Source organism: Pseudomonas asiatica (assembly GCF_040214835.1).
Lineage (GTDB): Bacteria > Pseudomonadota > Gammaproteobacteria > Pseudomonadales > Pseudomonadaceae > Aquipseudomonas > Aquipseudomonas putida_Z.
The window spans coordinates 2518127-2537433 of sequence record NZ_CP157874.1; the positions used below are offsets into that span (position 1 = coordinate 2518127).

Annotated in this window: 17 protein-coding genes and 1 pseudogene; 14 read left to right on the forward strand and 4 right to left on the reverse strand. The window is 63.2% G+C overall.

What is annotated here, in order from left to right:
* The first annotated feature begins 104 nt into the window (after positions 1 to 104).
* The 7 genes and pseudogenes from ABNP31_RS11340 to ABNP31_RS11370 all read left to right on the forward strand — a co-directional run.
* Positions 105 to 1958 (forward strand): DUF1302 domain-containing protein, encoded by a 1854-nt coding sequence (locus tag ABNP31_RS11340; RefSeq protein WP_238066082.1) that lies wholly within the window; start codon positions 105 to 107, stop codon positions 1956 to 1958.
* A 20-nt stretch (positions 1959 to 1978) separates the two neighbouring features.
* Positions 1979 to 3295, forward strand: coding sequence for a serine hydrolase domain-containing protein (locus ABNP31_RS11345; protein WP_085663432.1), 1317 nt, complete (start codon positions 1979 to 1981; stop codon positions 3293 to 3295).
* A gap of 234 nt (positions 3296 to 3529) precedes the next feature.
* Positions 3530 to 3949: a GFA family protein gene (locus ABNP31_RS11350; protein WP_350013415.1), complete on the forward strand. Its 420-nt coding sequence runs from the start codon at positions 3530 to 3532 to the stop codon at positions 3947 to 3949.
* Between the two features lie 147 nt (positions 3950 to 4096).
* Entirely contained in the window at positions 4097 to 4639 is a 543-nt protein-coding gene (locus ABNP31_RS11355; RefSeq protein ID WP_085663434.1) for an AAA family ATPase, read from the forward strand.
* A 198-nt stretch (positions 4640 to 4837) separates the two neighbouring features.
* Positions 4838 to 6412, forward strand: coding sequence for a phospholipase D family protein (locus tag ABNP31_RS11360; RefSeq protein ID WP_350013329.1), 1575 nt, complete (start codon positions 4838 to 4840; stop codon positions 6410 to 6412).
* Between the two features lie 68 nt (positions 6413 to 6480).
* On the forward strand, positions 6481 to 6873 hold the full coding sequence (locus tag ABNP31_RS11365; RefSeq protein WP_139832713.1) for a DUF5329 domain-containing protein: 393 nt from the start codon (positions 6481 to 6483) through the stop codon (positions 6871 to 6873).
* 37 nt (positions 6874 to 6910) lie between these two features.
* A pseudogene (locus ABNP31_RS11370) lies at positions 6911 to 7095 on the forward strand (aldehyde dehydrogenase); the annotation flags it as partial.
* Positions 7096 to 7154: 59 nt separating this feature from the next.
* On the opposite strand, the gene ABNP31_RS11375 reads toward ABNP31_RS11370, so the two are convergent.
* Positions 7155 to 8066, reverse strand: coding sequence for a LysR family transcriptional regulator (locus tag ABNP31_RS11375; RefSeq protein ID WP_075045463.1), 912 nt, complete (start codon positions 8064 to 8066; stop codon positions 7155 to 7157).
* 93 nt (positions 8067 to 8159) lie between these two features.
* Between ABNP31_RS11375 and ABNP31_RS11380 the strand changes: the two genes are divergently transcribed.
* From ABNP31_RS11380 to chrA, 7 genes are all read left to right on the forward strand, one after another.
* Positions 8160 to 9107, forward strand: coding sequence for a ketopantoate reductase family protein (locus ABNP31_RS11380; protein ID WP_025339476.1), 948 nt, complete (start codon positions 8160 to 8162; stop codon positions 9105 to 9107).
* Positions 9104 to 9502: a VOC family protein gene (locus ABNP31_RS11385; RefSeq protein WP_025339475.1), complete on the forward strand. Its 399-nt coding sequence runs from the start codon at positions 9104 to 9106 to the stop codon at positions 9500 to 9502. Before ABNP31_RS11380 ends, ABNP31_RS11385 begins: the two co-directional genes overlap by 4 nt.
* Positions 9499 to 9954: a MaoC family dehydratase gene (locus tag ABNP31_RS11390; protein WP_350013330.1), complete on the forward strand. Its 456-nt coding sequence runs from the start codon at positions 9499 to 9501 to the stop codon at positions 9952 to 9954. Before ABNP31_RS11385 ends, ABNP31_RS11390 begins: the two co-directional genes overlap by 4 nt.
* Entirely contained in the window at positions 9951 to 11183 is a 1233-nt protein-coding gene (locus tag ABNP31_RS11395; RefSeq protein WP_350013331.1) for a CaiB/BaiF CoA transferase family protein, read from the forward strand. Before ABNP31_RS11390 ends, ABNP31_RS11395 begins: the two co-directional genes overlap by 4 nt.
* Positions 11180 to 11998, forward strand: coding sequence for a shikimate dehydrogenase (gene aroE, locus ABNP31_RS11400; protein WP_085663439.1), 819 nt, complete (start codon positions 11180 to 11182; stop codon positions 11996 to 11998). Before ABNP31_RS11395 ends, aroE begins: the two co-directional genes overlap by 4 nt.
* A gap of 290 nt (positions 11999 to 12288) precedes the next feature.
* Positions 12289 to 13230 (forward strand): chromate resistance protein ChrB domain-containing protein, encoded by a 942-nt coding sequence (locus ABNP31_RS11405; RefSeq protein WP_139832714.1) that lies wholly within the window; start codon positions 12289 to 12291, stop codon positions 13228 to 13230.
* Entirely contained in the window at positions 13223 to 14593 is a 1371-nt protein-coding gene (gene chrA, locus ABNP31_RS11410) for a chromate efflux transporter (RefSeq protein ID WP_085616283.1), read from the forward strand. The genes ABNP31_RS11405 and chrA overlap by 8 nt, the downstream gene beginning before the upstream one ends.
* A gap of 41 nt (positions 14594 to 14634) precedes the next feature.
* On the opposite strand, the gene ABNP31_RS11415 is transcribed toward chrA, so the two are convergent.
* The 3 genes from ABNP31_RS11415 to ABNP31_RS11425 are packed head-to-tail and all read right to left on the reverse strand — an operon-like array spanning position 14635 to position 19157.
* Complete coding sequence (locus tag ABNP31_RS11415; protein ID WP_085588196.1) at positions 14635 to 17046, reverse strand: TonB-dependent receptor plug domain-containing protein; 2412 nt, start codon at positions 17044 to 17046, stop codon at positions 14635 to 14637.
* 34 nt (positions 17047 to 17080) lie between these two features.
* Positions 17081 to 17575 carry a RidA family protein gene (locus tag ABNP31_RS11420; protein ID WP_025339468.1) on the reverse strand — a complete coding sequence of 165 codons (495 nt, stop codon included), beginning with the start codon at positions 17573 to 17575 and terminating at the stop codon, positions 17081 to 17083.
* A gap of 19 nt (positions 17576 to 17594) precedes the next feature.
* The gene (locus ABNP31_RS11425; protein ID WP_085663441.1) at positions 17595 to 19157 is read right to left on the reverse strand and encodes a flavin monoamine oxidase family protein; all 1563 of its coding nucleotides are present in this window, start codon (positions 19155 to 19157) and stop codon (positions 17595 to 17597) included.
* Positions 19158 to 19307 lie beyond the last annotated feature (150 nt).

Genomic DNA, 19307 nt, shown 5'->3' on the forward strand with positions numbered 1-19307 from the left:
ACCTCCCTGATACTGCTCGTCACCGACACCGCCGGCCTGGGCGGCCGGCGCGTCCGCGCTGAACCCATCATTTCCCTCTCTAATAAAACAACAAGAGGTTAAGAGTGAGCGCAACCCTTCTATCCTGCCGGCGCCAGGCGCCGCTGGCGGCCCTGTGCTGCCTGCTCGCCACTCCGGTGGCGGGCGTTCAATTCGACGTTGGCTCGCTGCAAGGGCGTTTCGACTCGGCGCTGTCATTGAGTACCGCCGTCAGCACTGCCAACCCCGATAAACAGCAGTTGCAGGCTGCCAATGGCAATGACGGGCGGCGCAACTACCGGTCGGGCGACATATTTTCGGCGATCTTCAAAGGCACCCATGACCTGGAGCTGCGCGGCGATAACGTGGGTGTATTCCTGCGTGGCACCTACTGGTACGACACCGCGCAACGCGACCACAGCCAGCGGGCCGTCGACATCGACGATCGCAACCGCCAGGTGTCGGCGAAAACCGCGGGGACGGAGCTGCTCGATGCGTTCGTCTATGGCCTTTACGACATTGGCGGTGAGCCCGGTTCGCTGCGGGTGGGCAAACAGGTGGTCAACTGGGGGGAAAGCCTGTTCATCCAGGGCGGGCTGAACGTGATCAACCCCTTCAGCCAGGCTGCGCTGCGCCGGCCAGGGTCGGAAGTGAAAGACGCCCTGGCGCCGGTCAACCTGCTGTATGTCACGCAGAACCTCAACCAGGCGCTGTCTTTCGATGCCTTGTACCAGCTGGACTGGGAGCAAACTCGGCTGGAGAACTGCGCAACGTTCTTTTCCGGCAACGACTTCATGCCCGAAGGCTGCCAGGGACTGGATGTCGGCGGGCAGATGGTGACCAATCCAGCCGTGTCGTCGGCCCTGGCCCCGTTTGGTGTGACGCTGACGGAGGAGGGTGTGCGCGTGCCTCGGGGCGCCGACCAGAATGCACGCAACGGTGGCCAATGGGGTTTTTCGCTGCACTGGTACGTTGAGCCACTGGATACCGAGTTCGGCCTGTTCGCAGCCAATTACCACAGCCGTTCGCCTTACCTGGGCACGGTCAGCAGCCGCTATTACGCCAATACGGGCTTTGCCCGTGAACTGTGCGGCAATGTCGGTGTGGCGCAGGCCAATTGCGGGGCCTTTCTGACTTCCAGCAACGGGCAGACCCTGGCTGGCGCGCTACGTATGGGCACCTCGCAGTACCGGGCGCAATACCCCGAGGACATCCGCCTGTACGGCCTGACCTTCGCCACCACCTTGCGCAACGGTGCCGCCGTGCAGGGTGAACTGAGCTACCGGCCGAACATGCCGGTGCAGCTCAACGGCAACGATGTGCTGCAGTCATTGCTCAATGCCCCGGGCCGCAGCCCGCTCAACGCCGACGGCCTGCGCCCTGCGACAGACAACACCCCCTTCGACGGTTACCGGCGCAAGGAGGTGACCCAGGCCCAGGTGTCGGCCGTGCAGGCGTTCAACCAAGTCATGGGCAGCAACCAGCTACTGCTGATGGGCGAGGTGGGCGCCACCTATGTAGGCGGGCTGGAGGGGCGTTTCGGGCCGCGCTATGGCCGCTCTGGTGCCTATGGCAACGGCGAGCTGGCCGACAACAGCCTGTGCCTGGCGATCTCGAAAAGCCCGGTCGACTGCAACGGCGAGGGCTTTGTCACACCCTTTTCCTGGGGCTACCGCCTGCGCGCGACCTGGAGCTACCCCAACCTGATCCAAGGCCTGGACATTCGCCCAGGCCTGGCCTGGGCCCATGACGTCAAGGGTTACTCGCCAGCGGACAGCTCGGCCTTCAACGAAGGCTCTCGCTCGATCAGCCTGGGCGTGGACGTCAGCCTGGCCAGCCAATACTGGGCCAGCCTGGCCTATACCGATTACCTCGACGGCGATTATGGCACCCGTGGCGACCGCGATTATGTGGCGTTCAGCGTGGGCGCCAACTTCTAAGGCAACCAAGGAGCAAGACCATGTCCAAGCGCAGCATGCACCCTTCATCCGCCAACCTGACTGGTATCGCCCTGGTGCTGGCCGGTGCCTTGGCCCCAACCCTGGCGGTCGGTGCACCGACCGGGCAGGGTGTGATGCAGGGGTTCCCACCGGCGCCGGAGTTGCGGGTCACCCAGGCCAATGCCTTTCAGCCACCGTACTTGCGCTGGTCGATGCGCCACGCCCGTGAGGTGTCGCCCACCCGTGGTATCGGTCGGGCAGCCACACCGCTGAGCTTGACCGAAGGCCGCGCGGTGGCGCTAGACCAACTGGCCTTCAGCGCCGGTGACCAGCCTTTGACCTTGGCCGGCTACCTGGAGCAAACCAGCACTGACGGGCTGATCGTGCTGCACCAGGGCAAGGTGGTGTACGAGCGTTATCTGGACGGCTTCCAACCTCGCCAGCCCCATATCTGGGCGTCGATGACCAAGTCGGTCACCGGCCTGATCGCTGCCCAGCTGATTGCCGAAGGTGCGCTGGACCCGCAGCGTACGTTGGCGCATTACGTGCCGGAACTGCGCGGAACGCCGTTTGGCGAGGCGACGGTGCAGGCCAACCTGGACATGCAGGTGGCGGTGCAGTACCCCGCGCAGATGCCGCCGGACCTCGGCCTGTTTGCCGCTACTGGCCTGATACCTCGGGGCGAAGGAATGCCGGGGGACATCTACAGCTTCCTGCGGCAGGTGCAGCAGGCGCCGAACCTCGGCCAAGCACCATTCTTCTACCAGAACGGCTCGCCGGAAGCGCTGGCCTGGGCGTTGCGGCGTGTCACCGGGCTGAATTGGGCGCAGTTGGTCGAACAGCGGTTGTGGTCACGCTTCGCCGAGGACGATGCCTATGTGCAGGTCGACCCGCTCGGTACCGAAATGGCCAGTGGCGGCATCAGCTGTAATTTGCGCGACACCGCCCGCTTCGCCGAACTGGTGCGCCGCGAACTGGCCCGTGATGCCAAGGGCGACAGCTTCAACCAGGCTGTGCACAGCACGTTCCAGCCTGCGGACCCAGCAGTTTTCGCCCAGGGCAGCCTTGGCCCCGGCCGTCCTGGCTACAGCTACCGCAATTACTGGTACCAGAAAAACGACGGTGACGGTTCGTTCGAGGCCAGCGGGCGCTTCGGGCAGAAAATCTACATAAATCCCCGCCGCGAACTGGTCATCGTAAAGCTCTCAGCCACCGCCGACCAAGCCCGTCGCGCCACGCGTGCTGACGGCGAAGCAAACGCCCCCGCGCGCGTTGTGGACTCGCCGGCTACGTTCAATCGCATGGTGGATGCGGTGTTGGCGGCACTGCCGGGTTAATGTGCAAAAGCGCAACTAGAGGCGGGTTTGATCATCCTCTTTTGGCCAATAGCTGCCCTCAGCGTATGGCTGCCATGGGGCGGAAGCAGTCGTTCGCGAGTGACCGCTTTCGACCCAAAACGGACATCTGTAATCGGGGCCGCTTCGCGGCCCATCGCCGGCAAGCGCGGCTCCCACAAGTACAGCGCATGCCTGAAGGCTGGTGATATTCCTGTGAGAGCCGGCTTGCCGGCGATGAGGCCTGCACTGACTACAGAGCTTTGGTACCTAGGTAGCTGCTTGTGCTCAGCAGTAAGTTTCGAACTAGTCACTGCGCCAAAGGCAGTTACTCACTGCCATTGCAGCCAGTGCCGCAAAGGTCACGGGGCTGCATTCGCATCCTACGGAAGCGTCCCGCGTAGCGACCTGCGAGTACTACGTGGCGCCGATAGCATCAGGACGTATGCGTCTTCACCGACAGTAATGCGCGAATTTTGTCTGGCGTGCGGTTCGACTTTATTCTGGTCACGTTCTCAAGGTGAATATGCCGGCTGGATATCCATAGCGCTAGGAACGCTTGATACCCCCTTCGAGCCGAAGCAGCAGAGACATGTGCACGTCGACTCCGCTGCGCCTTGGTACACACAGGCCAGCATTCGGATCCAGCTCGGTTGACCGACACAGGTTAATACCCGCCATCAACAGGAGCAGCCGATTTGCAACGGACGCCAAGAGCATAAGTGCGCTTGCAGTTGACCTCGTCGTCCATTGCCGTAAAATCGCGCGCCCGAAATTCCGCAGGCATGGCCAGAGGGAGCTTAAATGCAACGGGTGATGATCATTGGTCAGCCAGGGTCTGGGAAAAGTACCTTGGCGCGCAAACTCGGCGAACGAACAGGCTTGCCGGTCGTGCATATCGACACGATTCACTGGCAGCCAGGGTGGGTCGAGCGGAGTCGGGACGAGAAGACGCGTCTTTGTCATGAGGTCGAGGCCCGTGAGCGCTGGATATTCGAAGGTGGGCATTCGACCACATGGAACAACCGGCTGGCCCGGGCTGACATGTTGATTTGGATTGATCGCTCGGCACCGCTTCGATTCTGGCGCGTGCTCCTTAGAACAATGCTGAACCGCGGTCGATCCCGACCTGACTTGCCGGACAACTGTCCGGAATTGCTGGGCAACCTGCCGGAGTTCTTGAGGTTCATGTGGCGGACGAAAACCTCGTCGCGGGAGGCGATGAAGCGATTCGTGGTAACGGCCCCTTCGAGCTGTCGCGTTGTCTGCCTACGGACTAATCGGGATACCGATATTTTTCTCGCGAGTATGGGCACGCAGCCTGATCAGGTTATGCAAGGTCCTTAGATGCTGGATCGCGACTGATTGGCGGCAGGCGCCTTCGGTGAAGGCACCGCGGTCAGCAGGAGATGAACTACGCTTCTGTAATAACACCGCAGATCGAAGAAACATTGCACGAGGCCGATACGGCCGGATGCTGGTGGTAAGGGACTGGCCATTCTTCGGGACCCGGCACCCTCATCGCCATCACCCGGGGTAGCCTCCGTGAGAATCAAACAGCCCCTTCCTGCTCTGCTGTTACTTACCCTGCTGTTTGTTGGTTGTACCACACCCACGGTCTCTCACGAACCCAGTCAGGCCTTGCCTGCGAACGATTCGGCGTTCGGTCGTTCTATCCAGGCCCAGGCAGCCCCCCATCGGGGCCAGTCGGGCTTTCGCTTGTATTCCGATAGTGCCGAGGCTTTCGCCGCACGCGCCGAGCTGATTCGCAATGCTCAAAGCAGCATCGACTTGCAGTACTACATCGTTCACGACGGCATCAGTACTCGGATACTGGTGCGCGAGCTGCTCATCGCCGCCGACCGTGGCGTCCGCGTCAGGATCTTGCTCGATGACACCACCAGCGATGACCTGGAGCGAATTATCGCGACACTGGCGGCGCATCCGCATATACAGATCCGCGTGTTCAATCCACTGCACCTGGGCCGCAGTACCGTCGTGACGCGTACCATGGGCCGGCTGTTCAACCTGGCCCGGCAACACCGGCGCATGCACAACAAATTGTGGGTGGTGGACAACAGTGCGGCCATCGTCGGCGGGCGCAATCTGGGGGACGAGTATTTCGATGCCGAGCCCAACAGGAATTTCACCGACATCGACATGCTCGGTGTCGGGCCGGTTGCAGAACAATTGGGACATAGTTTCGACCAGTACTGGAACAGTGCCCTGAGCAAGCCCATCGAGCAGTTCATCTCGACCAGGCCGACGACCGGGGACCTTAAAAACCTCCGGACTCGGCTGGACGAGTCCCTGGAGAAAGTACGCCAACAGAATCATGCGCTCTATCAACAACTGATGAGCTATACCACCCGGCCACGCCTGAATGACTGGCGCAGGGAGTTGATCTGGGCCTGGAACAAAGCGATGTGGGATGCACCGAGCAAGGTCTTGTCGAGTGGCGAGCCAGCCCCGTACTTGTTGTTGGCCACCCAATTGGCACCCGAGCTCAAGGGGGTATCCAAGGAGCTGATCCTTGTCTCGGCGTACATGGTGCCCGGCCAACCAGGGGTGGTGTACCTGACCCGTCGTGCCGACGCTGGCGTGTCGATCAGCTTGCTGACCAACTCACTGGAAGCCACCGATGTACCCGCCGCGCACGGCGCTTACGCGCCTTATCGCAAAACCTTGCTGGAGCATGGTGTGCAGTTGTTCGAATTACGCAGCCAATCCGGTGACAATGGCGACAGCGACAGTGGGCTGGGCCTGTTTCATGGTGGATCCTCCAATAGCTCCGAGTCCAGCCTGCATAGCAAGGCGATGATATTCGACCAGCAGAAAGCGTTTATCGGCTCGTTCAATTTCGACTCGCGCTCCTTGTTGTGGAATACCGAAGTCGGCGTGTTGGTCGATGATCCTGAGCTTGCTGGACGGGTGCGCGAACTGGCTCTGGAGGGGATGGCGCCAGCTCTGAGTTATCACACCCGGCTGGAAAAGAATCAGCTGGTATGGGTCACCGAAGACGATGGCAAGCAACATACATTGACCAAGGAACCGGGGAGTTGGTGGCGACACTTCAATTCCTGGCTCAGCAGCGCGATCGGGCTGGAGAAAATGTTATAGCGTGGTTGTGTTGTAATTAATCGTCGGAGGCCACTCCGGTCATTCATTTCATTTTCAGGACCAGGATCATGCAGATGTTGATGAGGGACCCCGGGCGGCTTGTCAGCCAATCGATGATGGCGGTAGGGATTGGCTTCATCGCGATCATCGTGGGTAGGGAAGTATCTGCTACACCTCAAACCACTCAAGAGATAAGAGGCTTGCTGGACTTTGTCGAGCACAGTGAGTGCAGGTTCGTGCGCAATGGTACCGAATACTCTGGTCCCCGGGCTCGGGCGCATTTGATGCAGAAGCTGGATTATCTCGAAGGTAGGAAAATGGTGAAAAGCGCGGAAGACTTCATTGATCTTGCTGCCACCAAAAGCAGTATGAGTGGCCGCATCTATGAGGTGCGATGTCCAGAAGGCGCGGAGCCGGCGAGCATATGGTTGAAACGAGAGCTACAAAGGCAACGGCAATAGATCCAAGGCGCGACGATGATTAGCGCCACTGATCTGCTACCAGTGCTGCGACAAGCATGGTCATGAAGCGAACTACCTCACCATGAACAACCTGGTTGCCTCGACCAAGGCTACCGGTGGATTTCCCATCGTTTGACGCTTGCTGAAGGCCCCGATGCCTACAAGCACTTTGATGCGCGGGATGATGGCTGGACGAAGGTGGTGCTCAAGCCTGCTGCCTGACTCGCACCCCGATGCTTCCAGGCAAGGAAGCTCGGCGAGGGAGGCGTTCGTCTGGTGTGCTAACTGGCACCTGCTTGAAACAAGCCCCGAACCACCTCCCTCATCCAGCGATTCCCGCTGTCTTGCTGGTAGCGCGCGTGCCAATGCTGCTTGACCGTGAAGCCCTCCACTGCAAACGGGCAATCGTGCACCTGCAGACCATGCATGTCGGCAAGTGTCTGCCCGATGTGCCGTGGCAGCGTTGCCACCAGGTCGGTCGACCCGACGATCATCCCCAACCCTAGAAATGCCGGCAGCTCCAGCATGATCCTGCGTTCGATGCCGGCCCGCGCTAAACCAGCCTCCAGTAACTTTTGCCCGGTCCCGGCACTGATCTGTACATGCCCCTCGCCCTGGTAGCGCGCCACGCTCATGCCTTGGCCCAAACGAGGGTGTTGTGGGTTGCTCAGGCAGACCCAGTCCTGTTCGAACAACACTTGCTGATACATCCCCGCACCCAGCCAAGGCACAAAGCCGATGGCCAGGTCCGCCTCGCCGGACTCCAGCGCGCTTTCGGTATTGCCATCTATGCGCGCCGCCTCCAGGCGAATACCCGGCGCATGGGTACGCAGGTGGTTGAGGATGCTGGGCAGCAGGGTGATATGGCTGGCATCACTGACGCACAGGCGAAAGCGACGCTGGGCCGTGGCCGGAACGAACTGCGGCTCCCAGGTAGTCAGGCGCCGCAGCGATTCCAGCACCTCGCGGCATGGCCCGATCAACTGGTCTGCCCGCGGGGTAGGGGCCATGCCCCCGGGGGTGCGCACGAACAGCGGGTCGTTCAGTTCTTCACGCAAGCGCCCCAACCAGATACTCACGGTAGGTTGACTCTGGCCGAGCTGTTCAGCGCTACGGGTCACGCTACGGCAGTGGTAAAGCACATCGAACAGCTGCAGCAGCTTGGGATCAGGCAAGGCATCGAGCGTGCTCATTATTGCGAAACTCAATAAGTGTATTGACGCCATTGTATAGCCGAAATAAGCCTCGCTGCATAAGGTGGTCACAAACCACAGGAGGTCAGCGATTTGAAAATCTGCATTCTGGGCGCCGGCGCCCTGGGTTGCGCCATTGGTGCGGCCTTGAGCGAGGCGGGGCACGAAACCTGGTTGTTGAATCGTGGCCAGGCGCATGTCGAGGCGATGAATTTGCGCGGGCTGCGGGTGCAGGATGAACGCGGCGAGCGGCAGGTCCGGGTGAAGGCGGCTTGCGACGCGGCAACCGTGGGCGTGGCCGACCTGGTAGTGGTGCTGGTCAAGTCGTTCCACACCAGCGAGGCGATTGCCGGTGCCAAGGCGCTGATCGGGCCGCAGACGCTGGTGCTATCGCTGCAGAACGGTCTTGGCCACGAAGACATCCTGGCCGAGGCCGTGGGGCGTGAGCGGGTATTGGCCGGCAAGACCTACGTCGGTGGCGTGCTGCTGGCGCCGGGTTCGATCCGTGCCGGCGTGGCAGGCAAACACACCTTCATCGGCGAGCTCGACGGCCAACGGACCTCGCGTGTTCAGGCCATCGCCGAGGCTTTCAATGGCGCCGGGCTCGCCACCACGGTCAGCGACAACATTCTCGGCACCATGTGGGACAAGCTGCTGGTCAACGTCGCGACAGGCGCGCTCAGCGGCATCACCATGCTCAGTTATGGCCAGCTGTACAGCGAGCCGCTGCTGGAAAGCACCGCCAAGGCAGCGGTCAGCGAAGCCATCGCCGTCGCCGAGCGGGCCGGCATCCGCCTGAGCCTCACCAGCCCGGACGCTGCGTGGTGCCTGGCAGCTGAAGGCCTGCCGGCAAGCTTCCGAACCTCGATGCTGCAGAGCCTGGAAAAGGGCTCGGTCACCGAGATCGATTTCATCAACGGCTCCGTCGTGCGCTGGGGCCAGCGCCACGGCGTGGCTACGCCGGTCAACGCGACCCTGGTTGCCTGCATCAAGGGTATCGAGCGCGCCATGGCCGATCAGCAGAAGGGAAGTAATCCATGAGCCAGCCGAAAGCCTACCTTGAACACGTTGCGTTCTGGGTGCGGGACATCCAGTGGCACATCCGCTTTTTCAGCGAGGTGTGCGGCATGACCATGCGCGAGATGCAGGGTGACGCCGAGCAGCCTGCGCAGTACTGGACACTTGGTGGCCTGCAGTTCATCCACCAGCCGGACTTTGCCGGCCCGGAAGGGCGCATGGCACACCTGGGCATCATGTGCGAGGACCTCGAAGCCGCGTTGGCCGCCGCACAGCGTTTCGGCGTCAGCGAAATGCCTCAGGGCCGCAACTGGCTGCGCCTGCCTGACGGCCTGGCGGTCGAGTTCATTCAGGCATTGCCGGCGAAATGCGTCGCCCAGGCTCTGGCCATCGACCCACGTGCAGAGGTGGTGGCATGAGCGTGGTGGAAAAATACTGGGACGATGCCTGCGAAGGCGATGAATGCATCAGCCCCACCTACACCGTTACCCGCGAACGCATCCTGGCCTACGCCGAACTTACCGGCGACCACACCCCGGTGCATGTCGACGAGGCGTACGCCAACGCGAGCCACTTCGGCTGCCTGGTTGCCCATGGCCTGTTCGGCCTGTCGATCGCCGACGGCCTGAAGACCCAGAGCGAATACCGCTTTGTACCGGGCATGTCGCTGGGCTGGACCTGGGACTTCGTGCTGCCGATCAAGGTCGATGATGTGCTGCACGTGCGCATGCGCGTGGGGGCGATGCGCCCGAGCAACAGCCGACCGGGCTGGGGCATCGTGGTCTTGCCGTCGGAGCTGATCAACCAGCATGGCGAAGTCGTGCAGCGTGGCGAGCACCGGCTGATGGTGCCGAGGAGAGTGCAGGCATGAGCCAGGCATTGCCATTGGCGGGTATTCGCGTCATCGACTACAGCCACTTCCTGGCCGGGCCCTATGTGGGCCGTTGCCTGGCAGCACTGGGCGCCGAGGTGATCAAGGTCGAACGGCCGGGCAGCGGCGATGCCGGCCGCCAGCACGCGTTTACCCTTGATGAACAGCAGAGCGGTTACTTCCTGCAGCTGAACATGGGCAAGCAGGGCGTCAGCGTGAACATGAAGGACCCGCGTGGCAAAGCATTCATGCAGCGCCTTACCGACTCGGCCGATGTGTTCATCGAAAACTATCGCCCCGGCGCCCTGGACAAACTGGGCCTGGGCTATGCCGAGCTGTCAGCGCGCAACCCGCGTCTGGTGTACTGCTCCATCTCCGCCTACGGCCATACCGGCCCGGATGCCCACCGCGCCGGCTTCGGGCTGATCGCCGAGGCCAAGAGCGGGATCATGCAGATGGTCGGCGTGCCGGGCGAAGCGCCGCCGTTGCTGCGCATTTCCCTGGGTGACATGTACACCGGTATCCATGCCGTGGCGGCGATCAATGCGGCGCTGTTGGGCCGGGTGAGCAGTGGTCGTGGCCAGCACATCGACATGGCCCTGTACGACACGCTGGTGTCGATGCATGAATACGCGGTGCAGTGCTACACCTTGTCCGACGGCACCGTCCTGCCCGAGCAGACCGGCCATGACATGCCCACCTCCACCCTGTACGGCGTGTTTCGTGCGGCTGATGGCGACCTGGTAATCGCCGCCCAGGTCGACGACGCCTGGAAGCGCTTTGCCGCGATGCTCGAGGCCAACGGTTGCCCGCCCGGGTTCGGCAGCGACAGCCGCTACCACTGCCTCAATGGCCGCAACGCCCACCGCCAGGCGATCCTGGCCGTGGTGCGTGACTGGGTCGGTGCGCGCCGGGTAGCCGATATCCTGCAATTGCTCGATGACATCGACATCCCCAGCGCCAAGGTGCAGCGCATCGACGAGGTCGTGGCTGACCCGCAGATCCAGGCGCGCAACATGGTCATCGAGCAGCAGCACCCGCGCTACGGTACCTTGCGCCTGCCCAACCTGCCGTTCCGCTTTTCCGAGTGCGACACCACGATCCACCAAGTGGCCCCGGACCTCGGTCAGCACAATGCCGAAGTGGCCGCCGGCCTAGGTTTCAGCCCTGAAGAAATCACCGCCATGCAGGCAGACGGTGTGCTGTTCACCCATGGAGATGCACGATGAGCGACCGCTATGCAGTGATCGGCCGACCGATCAACCACACCAAGTCCCCGTTGATTCATGGCCTGTTCGCCCAGGCCAGTGGCCAGTGCCTGGAGTACGGCGCCATCGAGGGCGAGCTAGAGGGCTTCGAGGCCCAGGTGCTGAACTTTCGCAACGATGGCGGGTTGGGCATGAACATCACCGCACCGTTCAAGCTGCGCGCCTTCGAGCTGGCTGACCAGCGCAGCGAGCGCGCACAGCTGGCGCGGGCGGCCAATGCATTGAAGTTCGAGAATGGCCGTATCTTTGCCGAGAACTTCGACGGCATCGGCTTGCTGCGGGATATCGAGGAAAACCTCGGTGAACCACTGGCCAATCGGCGGGTACTGTTGCTCGGCGCCGGTGGCGCGGTGCGCGGCGCGCTGCTGCCATTCCTGAAGGCAGGGCCGAGCGAGCTGGTGCTTGCCAACCGTGACATGGCCAAGGCGCTCACCTTGCGCAACGAACTGGATCACCCAAGGCTGCGCATCAGCCGCTATGAGGAACTGGAGGGGCAGTCCTTCGACATCGTGGTCAATGCCACCTCCGCGAGCCTCACCGGAGAGCAGCCGCCGCTACCTGAAGGTGTGCTGGGCGAGACGCGGCTGGCTTACGAGCTGGCGTATGGCAAAGGCCTGACGCCGTTCCTGCGCATGGCCCAGGCGCAGGGTGTGGGTCGCCTGGCCGACGGTGTCGGCATGCTGGTCGAGCAGGCGGCGGAGGCGTTCGCCTGGTGGCGCGGGGTGAGGCCAGAAACCCGTGCCGTGATCGATCGCCTGACCATTCCACTGGAGTAGGATCCCGCTCCTATGGAACTCCACATAACTCCTTGATTTAGCAGGGACCCTGTGGGAGCGGGTTTACCCTGGTGCCAGTCAGTTGAGCGATTTGGGGCCGCTTTGCGGCGCATCGCCGGCAAGCGGGGCTCCCGCAGGTACGGCGCAGACCTCAAGATTTTCACGGTCCCTGTGGGAGCCCGGCTTGCCGGCGATGGGGTGCGCAGCAGCCCCAAAAGCTACGGGCCTGTTGATTTTGCACAGTTTCAGTTTAATGTAGAGATACAAACATATTGTGTTGAGTACTCTACATGCTCCACTGGTCGCTACTGATCCTCGGATTGCCGACGGCCAATGCCACCGAGCGCATGCGTGCCTGGAGAAGCCTGAAGGCCTCCGGAGCCGCAGTGCTGAGGGATGGTGTTTACCTGCTGCCCGAACAATGTGCGGGTCGGGAAGTTTTCGAGGCAGTCGAGCGTGACGTGCTGGCTATCAACGGCACCGCATTTCTCCTGTCGCTTCCTGAGCGTGAAGAGCGCTTCAGCAGGCTGTTCGACAGGAGCGACGAGTACGCCAGCCTGATGGAAGAAATTGCAGGCTGCAGGGCCGAGCTGGCGCCAGAGAATGCGCTGCAGACCGCACGGCAGGTGCGCAAGCTCAGAAAGGCCTTCAGCCAGCTGGCGGCGACCGATTTTTTCCCGGGCGTGCCCAAGGCACAAGCCGATGCGGCGCTGCAAGAGCTCGAAGCCGCGATTGGCCGCGCACTGTCTTCCGATGAGCCGAGTGCCCACGACGAGGCGATCACCCGACTGGAACGCAACGACTACCAGGGGCGCCTTTGGGCCACCCGCAAGCGCCCATGGGTGGATCGGCTGGCATGTGCCTGGTTGATTCGTCGCTTCATCGATGCCGACGCTCGATTCATCTGGCTGGACAGGCCTGAAGACTGCCCGGGCGATGCGCTGGGCTTCGATTTTGATGGGGCCAGGTTCAGCCATGTCGGCCAGCGAGTGTCCTTTGAAACCCTCATCGAGAGCTTTGCCCTACAGCAGCCGGGCCTGGCACGCTTGGCCGCGGTCATTCACTACCTGGATGTGGGAGGCAACCAGCCCTCGGAAGCACCAGGTATCGAACGTGTCCTCGCGGGCTTGAGACAGAGCATTGGCGATGACGATCAACTGACAACGGTCGCCGGGGGCATCTTCGATGGCCTTCTGACGGCTTTCGCGAGTGAGGAAGCGCAAAATGGTTGATAGCACCTCCGCAGTGGGCGAACAGCCACCATCGCAAGCGGTTCAGCGGCCGATCGGACTGTTCGAAGCATTCCTGTTCTGGCTCAAGCTGGGCTTCATCAGTTTTGGTGGGCCCGCCGGGCAGATCTCGATCATGCACCAGGAACTGGTCGAGCGCCGGCGCTGGATCAGCGAGAAGCGGTTCCTGCACGCGCTGAACTACTGCATGTTGTTGCCAGGCCCCGAGGCACAGCAACTGGCCACCTACATCGGTTGGCTCATGCACCGCTCCTGGGGTGGGGTGATTGCCGGCGTATTGTTCGTATTGCCCTCGCTGTTCATCCTGATTGGCCTGTCCTGGGTCTACATCGCCTTTGGCGAGGTCCCGGTGGTGGCGGGGGTCTTCTACGGCATCAAGCCTGCAGTCACGGCCATTGTCGTCCACGCGGCTCACAGGATCGGCTCGCGCGCGCTGAAGAACGGCTGGCTGTGGGCCATGGCCGCAGCGTCGTTCGTGGCCATCTTCGCCCTCAATGTGCCGTTCCCGTTGATCGTGCTGGTTGCCGGTATCGCAGGCTATGTGGGCGGTCGCTTCGCCCCCGGCAAATTCGTGATCGGTGGTGGTCATGGGGCTGCCAGGAACAGCTACGGCCCGGCCCTGATCGACGACGACACACCAACGCCTGAGCATGCGCGTTTTCGGGTGGGGCATTTGCTGCGTCTGGTGCTGATCGGCGCAGTATTGTGGACCTTGCCCATGGGGCTGCTGACACTGACGTTTGGCTGGGCCGGCACTCTGACGCAAATGGGCTGGTTCTTCACCAAGGCCGCACTTTTGACCTTCGGTGGCGCCTACGCCGTCCTGCCCTATGTGTATCAGGGCGCCGTCGGGCATTACGGCTGGCTGTCACCCACTCAGATGATCGATGGCCTTGCCTTGGGAGAAACCACGCCAGGACCATTGATCATGGTGGTGGCTTTCGTCGGCTTCGTCGGTGGCTACGTGCATCCGATGTTCGGTGAGCAAAACCCGTTCCTGGCCGGTGCAGTCGCGGCCAGCCTCGTCACCTGGTTCACCTTCCTGCCGTCGTTCCTGTTCATCCTCGCCGGTGGCCCGTTGGTGGAGTCGACCCACAACGAGATGAAGTTCACTGCACCGCTGACGGGGATCACGGCCGCGGTCGTGGGGGTGATCCTGAACCTCGCCATGTTCTTCGGCTATCACGTGCTCTGGCCAAAGGGTTTCAGTGGGGCGTTCGACTGGCCTTCGGCGTTGATCGCCATTGCTGCCGCAGTGGCCCTGTTCCGCTTCAAGCGTGGCGTGATCCAGGTACTGTTCAGTTGCGCCTTGGCCGGTGTGGCGGTCCATATGTTGCGTGGTTGATACCGGTTGCCGGCCGACATCGTCGGCCGGCTTGTCACGAATCAGAAGGTGTAGGTCACCCGCCCGAAGTAATACCCGCCGGTAAAGCCATAGGGGGAGTACACCCCGTATCCCTTGACCATGGTCTTGCTGCTCGGTGCCTGGCGCTCGGGGTAGATATCGAACAGGTTGCGCGCCCCGATCGCCACTTCCAGGTCCTTGGTCAGCTGGTAGCCTGCATCCAGGTCGGTGATCCAGCGCGCCTTGTACTCGCGGTCCAGCGAACGGTCGTTGGCGGCATTCACCTCGCGCCAGGATCCGTAGCGGGTCAGCCCCAGGTTGACCCGGTAGCGGTCCAGGCGCCAGTTGCCGCCAAGGATCAGCTTGGTGTGCGGTTGTACCTCGGTCAGCAGGTTGCGCGCCTGGCGATTCATAAGTTCGTAGGGCGTGCCAAGGATGTTCACGCTCTGCTTGTAGTCGAGGATCTCGGTGTCGTTCCAGTTGAAGGCCGCCGTCCACTTCACCGTCCCGGCACCACCCAGGTCCTGGTCGTAGCTGCCCACCAGGTCCAGGCCCTTGGTGCGGGTATCGGCGCCGTTGGTGAAGTACTGGCCGCCCGAGGTCGAGTCGATACCGTTGGCGAGCAAGGCCTGGGTGACCTCGGGGCCGAGCAGGGTACCGGTGAGGGTGATGCGGTCGCGCACGTTGATGAGGTAGGCATCGGCAGTGAAGGCCAGGCGCTCGCCGGGCTGCCAGGCCAGCCCCAGGCTGTAGTTGGTGGACTTCTCCGGTTTCAGTGGTTCGGCGCCCAGCGCCTTGGCGGCGGCCGAATCCACCGGCAGCACGCCATAGTTGATCGACTGGTACACGCCGTCGACCACGCCGTAGGTGGTGGAGCGGGCGCTGAACAGGTTGTTGGCCAAGGACGGCGCGCGGAAGCCGTTGCTCACCGTCGCCCGCACGGCCAGTTCGGGGGTCAGCTCGTAGCGGGTGGTCAGCTTGCCGCTGCGGGTGGCCCCGATGTTGCGATCATAGTGCTCGTAGCGCAGGGCAGCGCCCCAGTACCACTGCGGCAGCGGGTTGAAACCCACGTCCAGGTAACCGGCGTAGCTGTTGCGGCTGGCACTGGCGGCCTCGGCGGGGGAGATGCCGTTGGTGACCTGGGCGCCGGAGGCGGCGCAATTGCCGGGCGCCTTGCAGTAGCCGCCGTCGGCCCAGCTGGCCCAGTCGCCAGCCTGCACCTGGTAGGTATCGCGGCGCTGTTCCAGGCCCCAGGAGAAGTCCAGCGGCTTGGTCAGCCCAACTTCGAAGCTGCGGCGCAGGTCGAGGTTGCTGGTCAGTTGCGAGCTGACCCAGGTGCCGGATTCGAAATGGTTGGGCGTGGCCTCGCCCAGTGACGGGTTCTGGTTGTTCCAGGTGCCCTGTTCGGCCTCGTTGCGCCCGTAGGTACTGGACAGGTCCCAGTCCCATTCGCCGGCCAGGCCCCTGGCGCCAAACGCCGCCTGGTAGTCATATTCCTCGATGTACCAGGTGGGCGTGTAGCCCGAGGGGCGTCCGTTGGGCCCGGTGGTGATGGTGTTGACGATGGTCGGCAGGCGGAAGTTCTGGCCCTGCTCGGCCTTGCGGTACGACCAGGTGCTGAACGAGTAGAGCGTCAGGTCGTCCTGCAGCGGCAGTTCGGCGTTGTAGCCCAGGGTCAGAAGATTGATCTTCGGCGTGCCATAGCCGCCGTAGGTAACCTTGCCGGCGCGGTCCAGGGCTTCGGCCTGGCTGTAGCCATTGGCGCTGGCCTTGTTGTCGTCGTTCTGGCTGCGGGCGTCCAGTGCCAGCTGGACGATGCCGTCGCGGCCGATCTCGAAGCCCTTGTTCAGGCTTTGCTGCACGGTCTGCTTCTTGCCGTCGTAGCCCTGGCCTGCGGTGGTCACGGCAGTGCCGCTGGCGTCGGCCTTGAGGATCACGTTGATCACCCCGGCGATGGCGTCGGAGCCGTATTGGGCGGCCGCACCATCACGCAGCACCTCGACATGGTCGATGGCACTGATGGGAATCAGGTCGAGGTCGGCGGGGGCAGCGCCGGCGTTGATGCCGCTGATGTTGAGCGTGGCGCTGGTATGGCGGCGCTTGCCGTTGACCAGCACCAGCACCTGGGCGGCGTTGAGGCCGCGCAGGTTAGGGGCGCGGGCCATGCCGCTGGCGTCCCAGCCGGTCTTTTCCGGCAAGGTCAGCGACGGCACGCTGGCGCTGAGGGCTTCCATCAGGCCGGGCTTGCCGGTTTCCTGCAACTGCTTGGCGCTGATCACGTCGATGGGCACCGGGCTGCTGGTTACGGTGCGTTTCTCGCTGCCACGGTTGCCGGTGACGATCACCGTGCCCAGGGCCTGGGCGGCGGGTTCCTCGGCCAGGCTGGGTGCGTTGTGCAGCCCGGCGGCCAGGGCCACGCCGAAAAAAGAGGCAGTTTTAAAAGCTGGCTTCATGCACGCAGTTCCTTGTCTGGCATGGCTGGCGCACTTACGGCGCCTTGGCCGCGATCGCGTCGATTTCCACCAGCGCGCCCGGCAATGGCAGGGCCACCACCTGGATGGCGGTGCGGGTCGGTGTACGGGGTTGCTCGGCGGTGGCGAAGAACTCGGTGTAGGCCGCCTGCAGCCCGGCGAAGTCGAGGGCGCCGCCGTTGGCTGGGTCGCCTACCAGGAACACCCGTAACTGGACGATGTCGCCAAGGTCCAGGCCCTGGCTGCGCAGCGCCGTGCGCAGCTTGTTCAGCACCGAGCGGGCCTGGGTTTCGGTGTTGCCCAGCGCTGCAACGCTACCCTTGGGCGCCTTTGGGTCGGCTACGTCCGGCAGGGTGCCGCTGATGAACGTCAGCTGGCTGCCGGCCGGTACCGTGACCAGCTGCGAGATGGGGAAGTTCGAGCCGGGTGGCGCGACGCGCTTGATGCCGTCGGCGTGGGCGTTGAGGGTGAGCGACATGAGTACTCCGGCAAGCAGAAGAAGACGAGGCATGGGGGTGGTTCCTTGCAGGTCAGGCGGCAACGCCGCGGGTGGTCTGGCTGGCGTGTTTGGCAATCAGGCCGACCACCCGGCGGGCGGACTCGGCGGCACTGTTCTGCCAGATGCCCACGCCGCCATGGGCCAGGGCGTCGCTGGCCAGCCAGGTACGCCCCTGGGGCTGGTTGAGCAGGTCGTAGCCGGGCTGGGCGACTTCGTCGTGGACGATCCACGGCGCTTCGCTGAAGGGGATCTTCGACCAGTTCACCACCACCGGCCTGGCCAGCTTGTGGCTGTGGCCCGGATGCAGCGATTCCACCGCCTGGCGCGAGGAGGCGACCTGGGCCTGCAGCGGCTTGGCGGCAAACTGGTGGGCCACCGCGCCCGTGTTGTAGGTGGCGACCAGCACACCCTGGGCGCTGTTGAGGTGATCGCTGGGGTACCACAGGGTGCGGGCTTCGTGGTTGATGTAGCTGAGCCCACCATAGATCTGGAAGTCGGTTTCCCAGAAGCGCGGCGACTGCCAGGCCACCTTGTTGGCCTTGTCGCCTTCGGCGCTGGCGATGGCCTGCCTGAAGGCCTTGTCGAAGTTGTTCGGCAGCTTGGCCAGCAGCGGCAGGGGCAGGGTGACGATGGCGTAGTCGGCCTGTTCGACGTGCTGCTGGCCGCTCTTGCGGTCGCGCCAGACCACCTTGGCACCGTTGTCACCGGTATCCACCCCCAGCACCTCGGCGCCCAGGCGCACGCTGTCCTTGACCTGGCGATAGAACGCCTTGGGAATCTGGTCCATGCCGCCGACCGGCTGGAACATGGTCGAGGAGAACTCGGGGATTTCGTCGAACACCAGCGGCAGTAGCAGGTTGCTGTCCAGCAGCTGGTCCAGTGGCACCGGCTGGCGCTGGATCGGGGTCTGGTCGCCGGCGCCGGCGAAGCGGGTGTAGCCGGCGCGTACCGAACCGCGGTACTGCTGCTGGCTGTCGAGGTCGCCGTAGACCTTGAGGAAGTCCAGCAAGGCCTTGCGCTGGCTGCTGTCGAGCTCGGCATCGAGGGAGTTGCGGCTGACACTGCGCGCCAGCAGTTCGCTGAAGTGCCCGCGGGTGTCATTGACTGCCTGGCGCAGCAGCAGCGGTGGGCGAGCCAGGTCTGGTTGGGCCAGGGCGTTGCGGCTGCTGTTGACCAGCACCTGCAGCTCCACGCCCAGCTCACGGCAGTAGCCGAGGATGGTCAGGTGATGGCTGGGCAGGCGCGCGGCGCCGGCGTTGAAGAAGTGGCCCTGGTCGAACTCGACGGTTTGCGAACTGCCGTCGTTGTGCTCGACGCGGTCGCCCTGGCGCAAGGTCCAGACCCGGCCACCGACCCGCTCGCGGGCCTCCAGCACGGTGACCGAAAAGCCGGCCTTGCGCAGCTCGTAGGCGGATACCAGGCCGGAAATACCAGCGCCGACAATCACCACGCGCTTGCCGTTGCCGCCGCTTGCGGCCAGTTGCAGGGGTTGGAAGGTGGCAGCCAGGGCATTCTGCCCCAGCGCGCCCAGGGCTGCCGAATAGCCGCCAATGGCGGCGAGGCGGGTGATCAGGTCTCTACGGGACAATCCCATGTCGCATGCTCCGAGAAGGTTGGGTTCGGATGTGCGCAACGGGCGGATCGAAGGGAGGGACCCGACGGCGGCTGGCACAAATCCATTTGCCTCCGCCATGTTGGGGTCGGTTTACAGAACCTAATGGACTTTCACGGTGCTGTGAAAGGC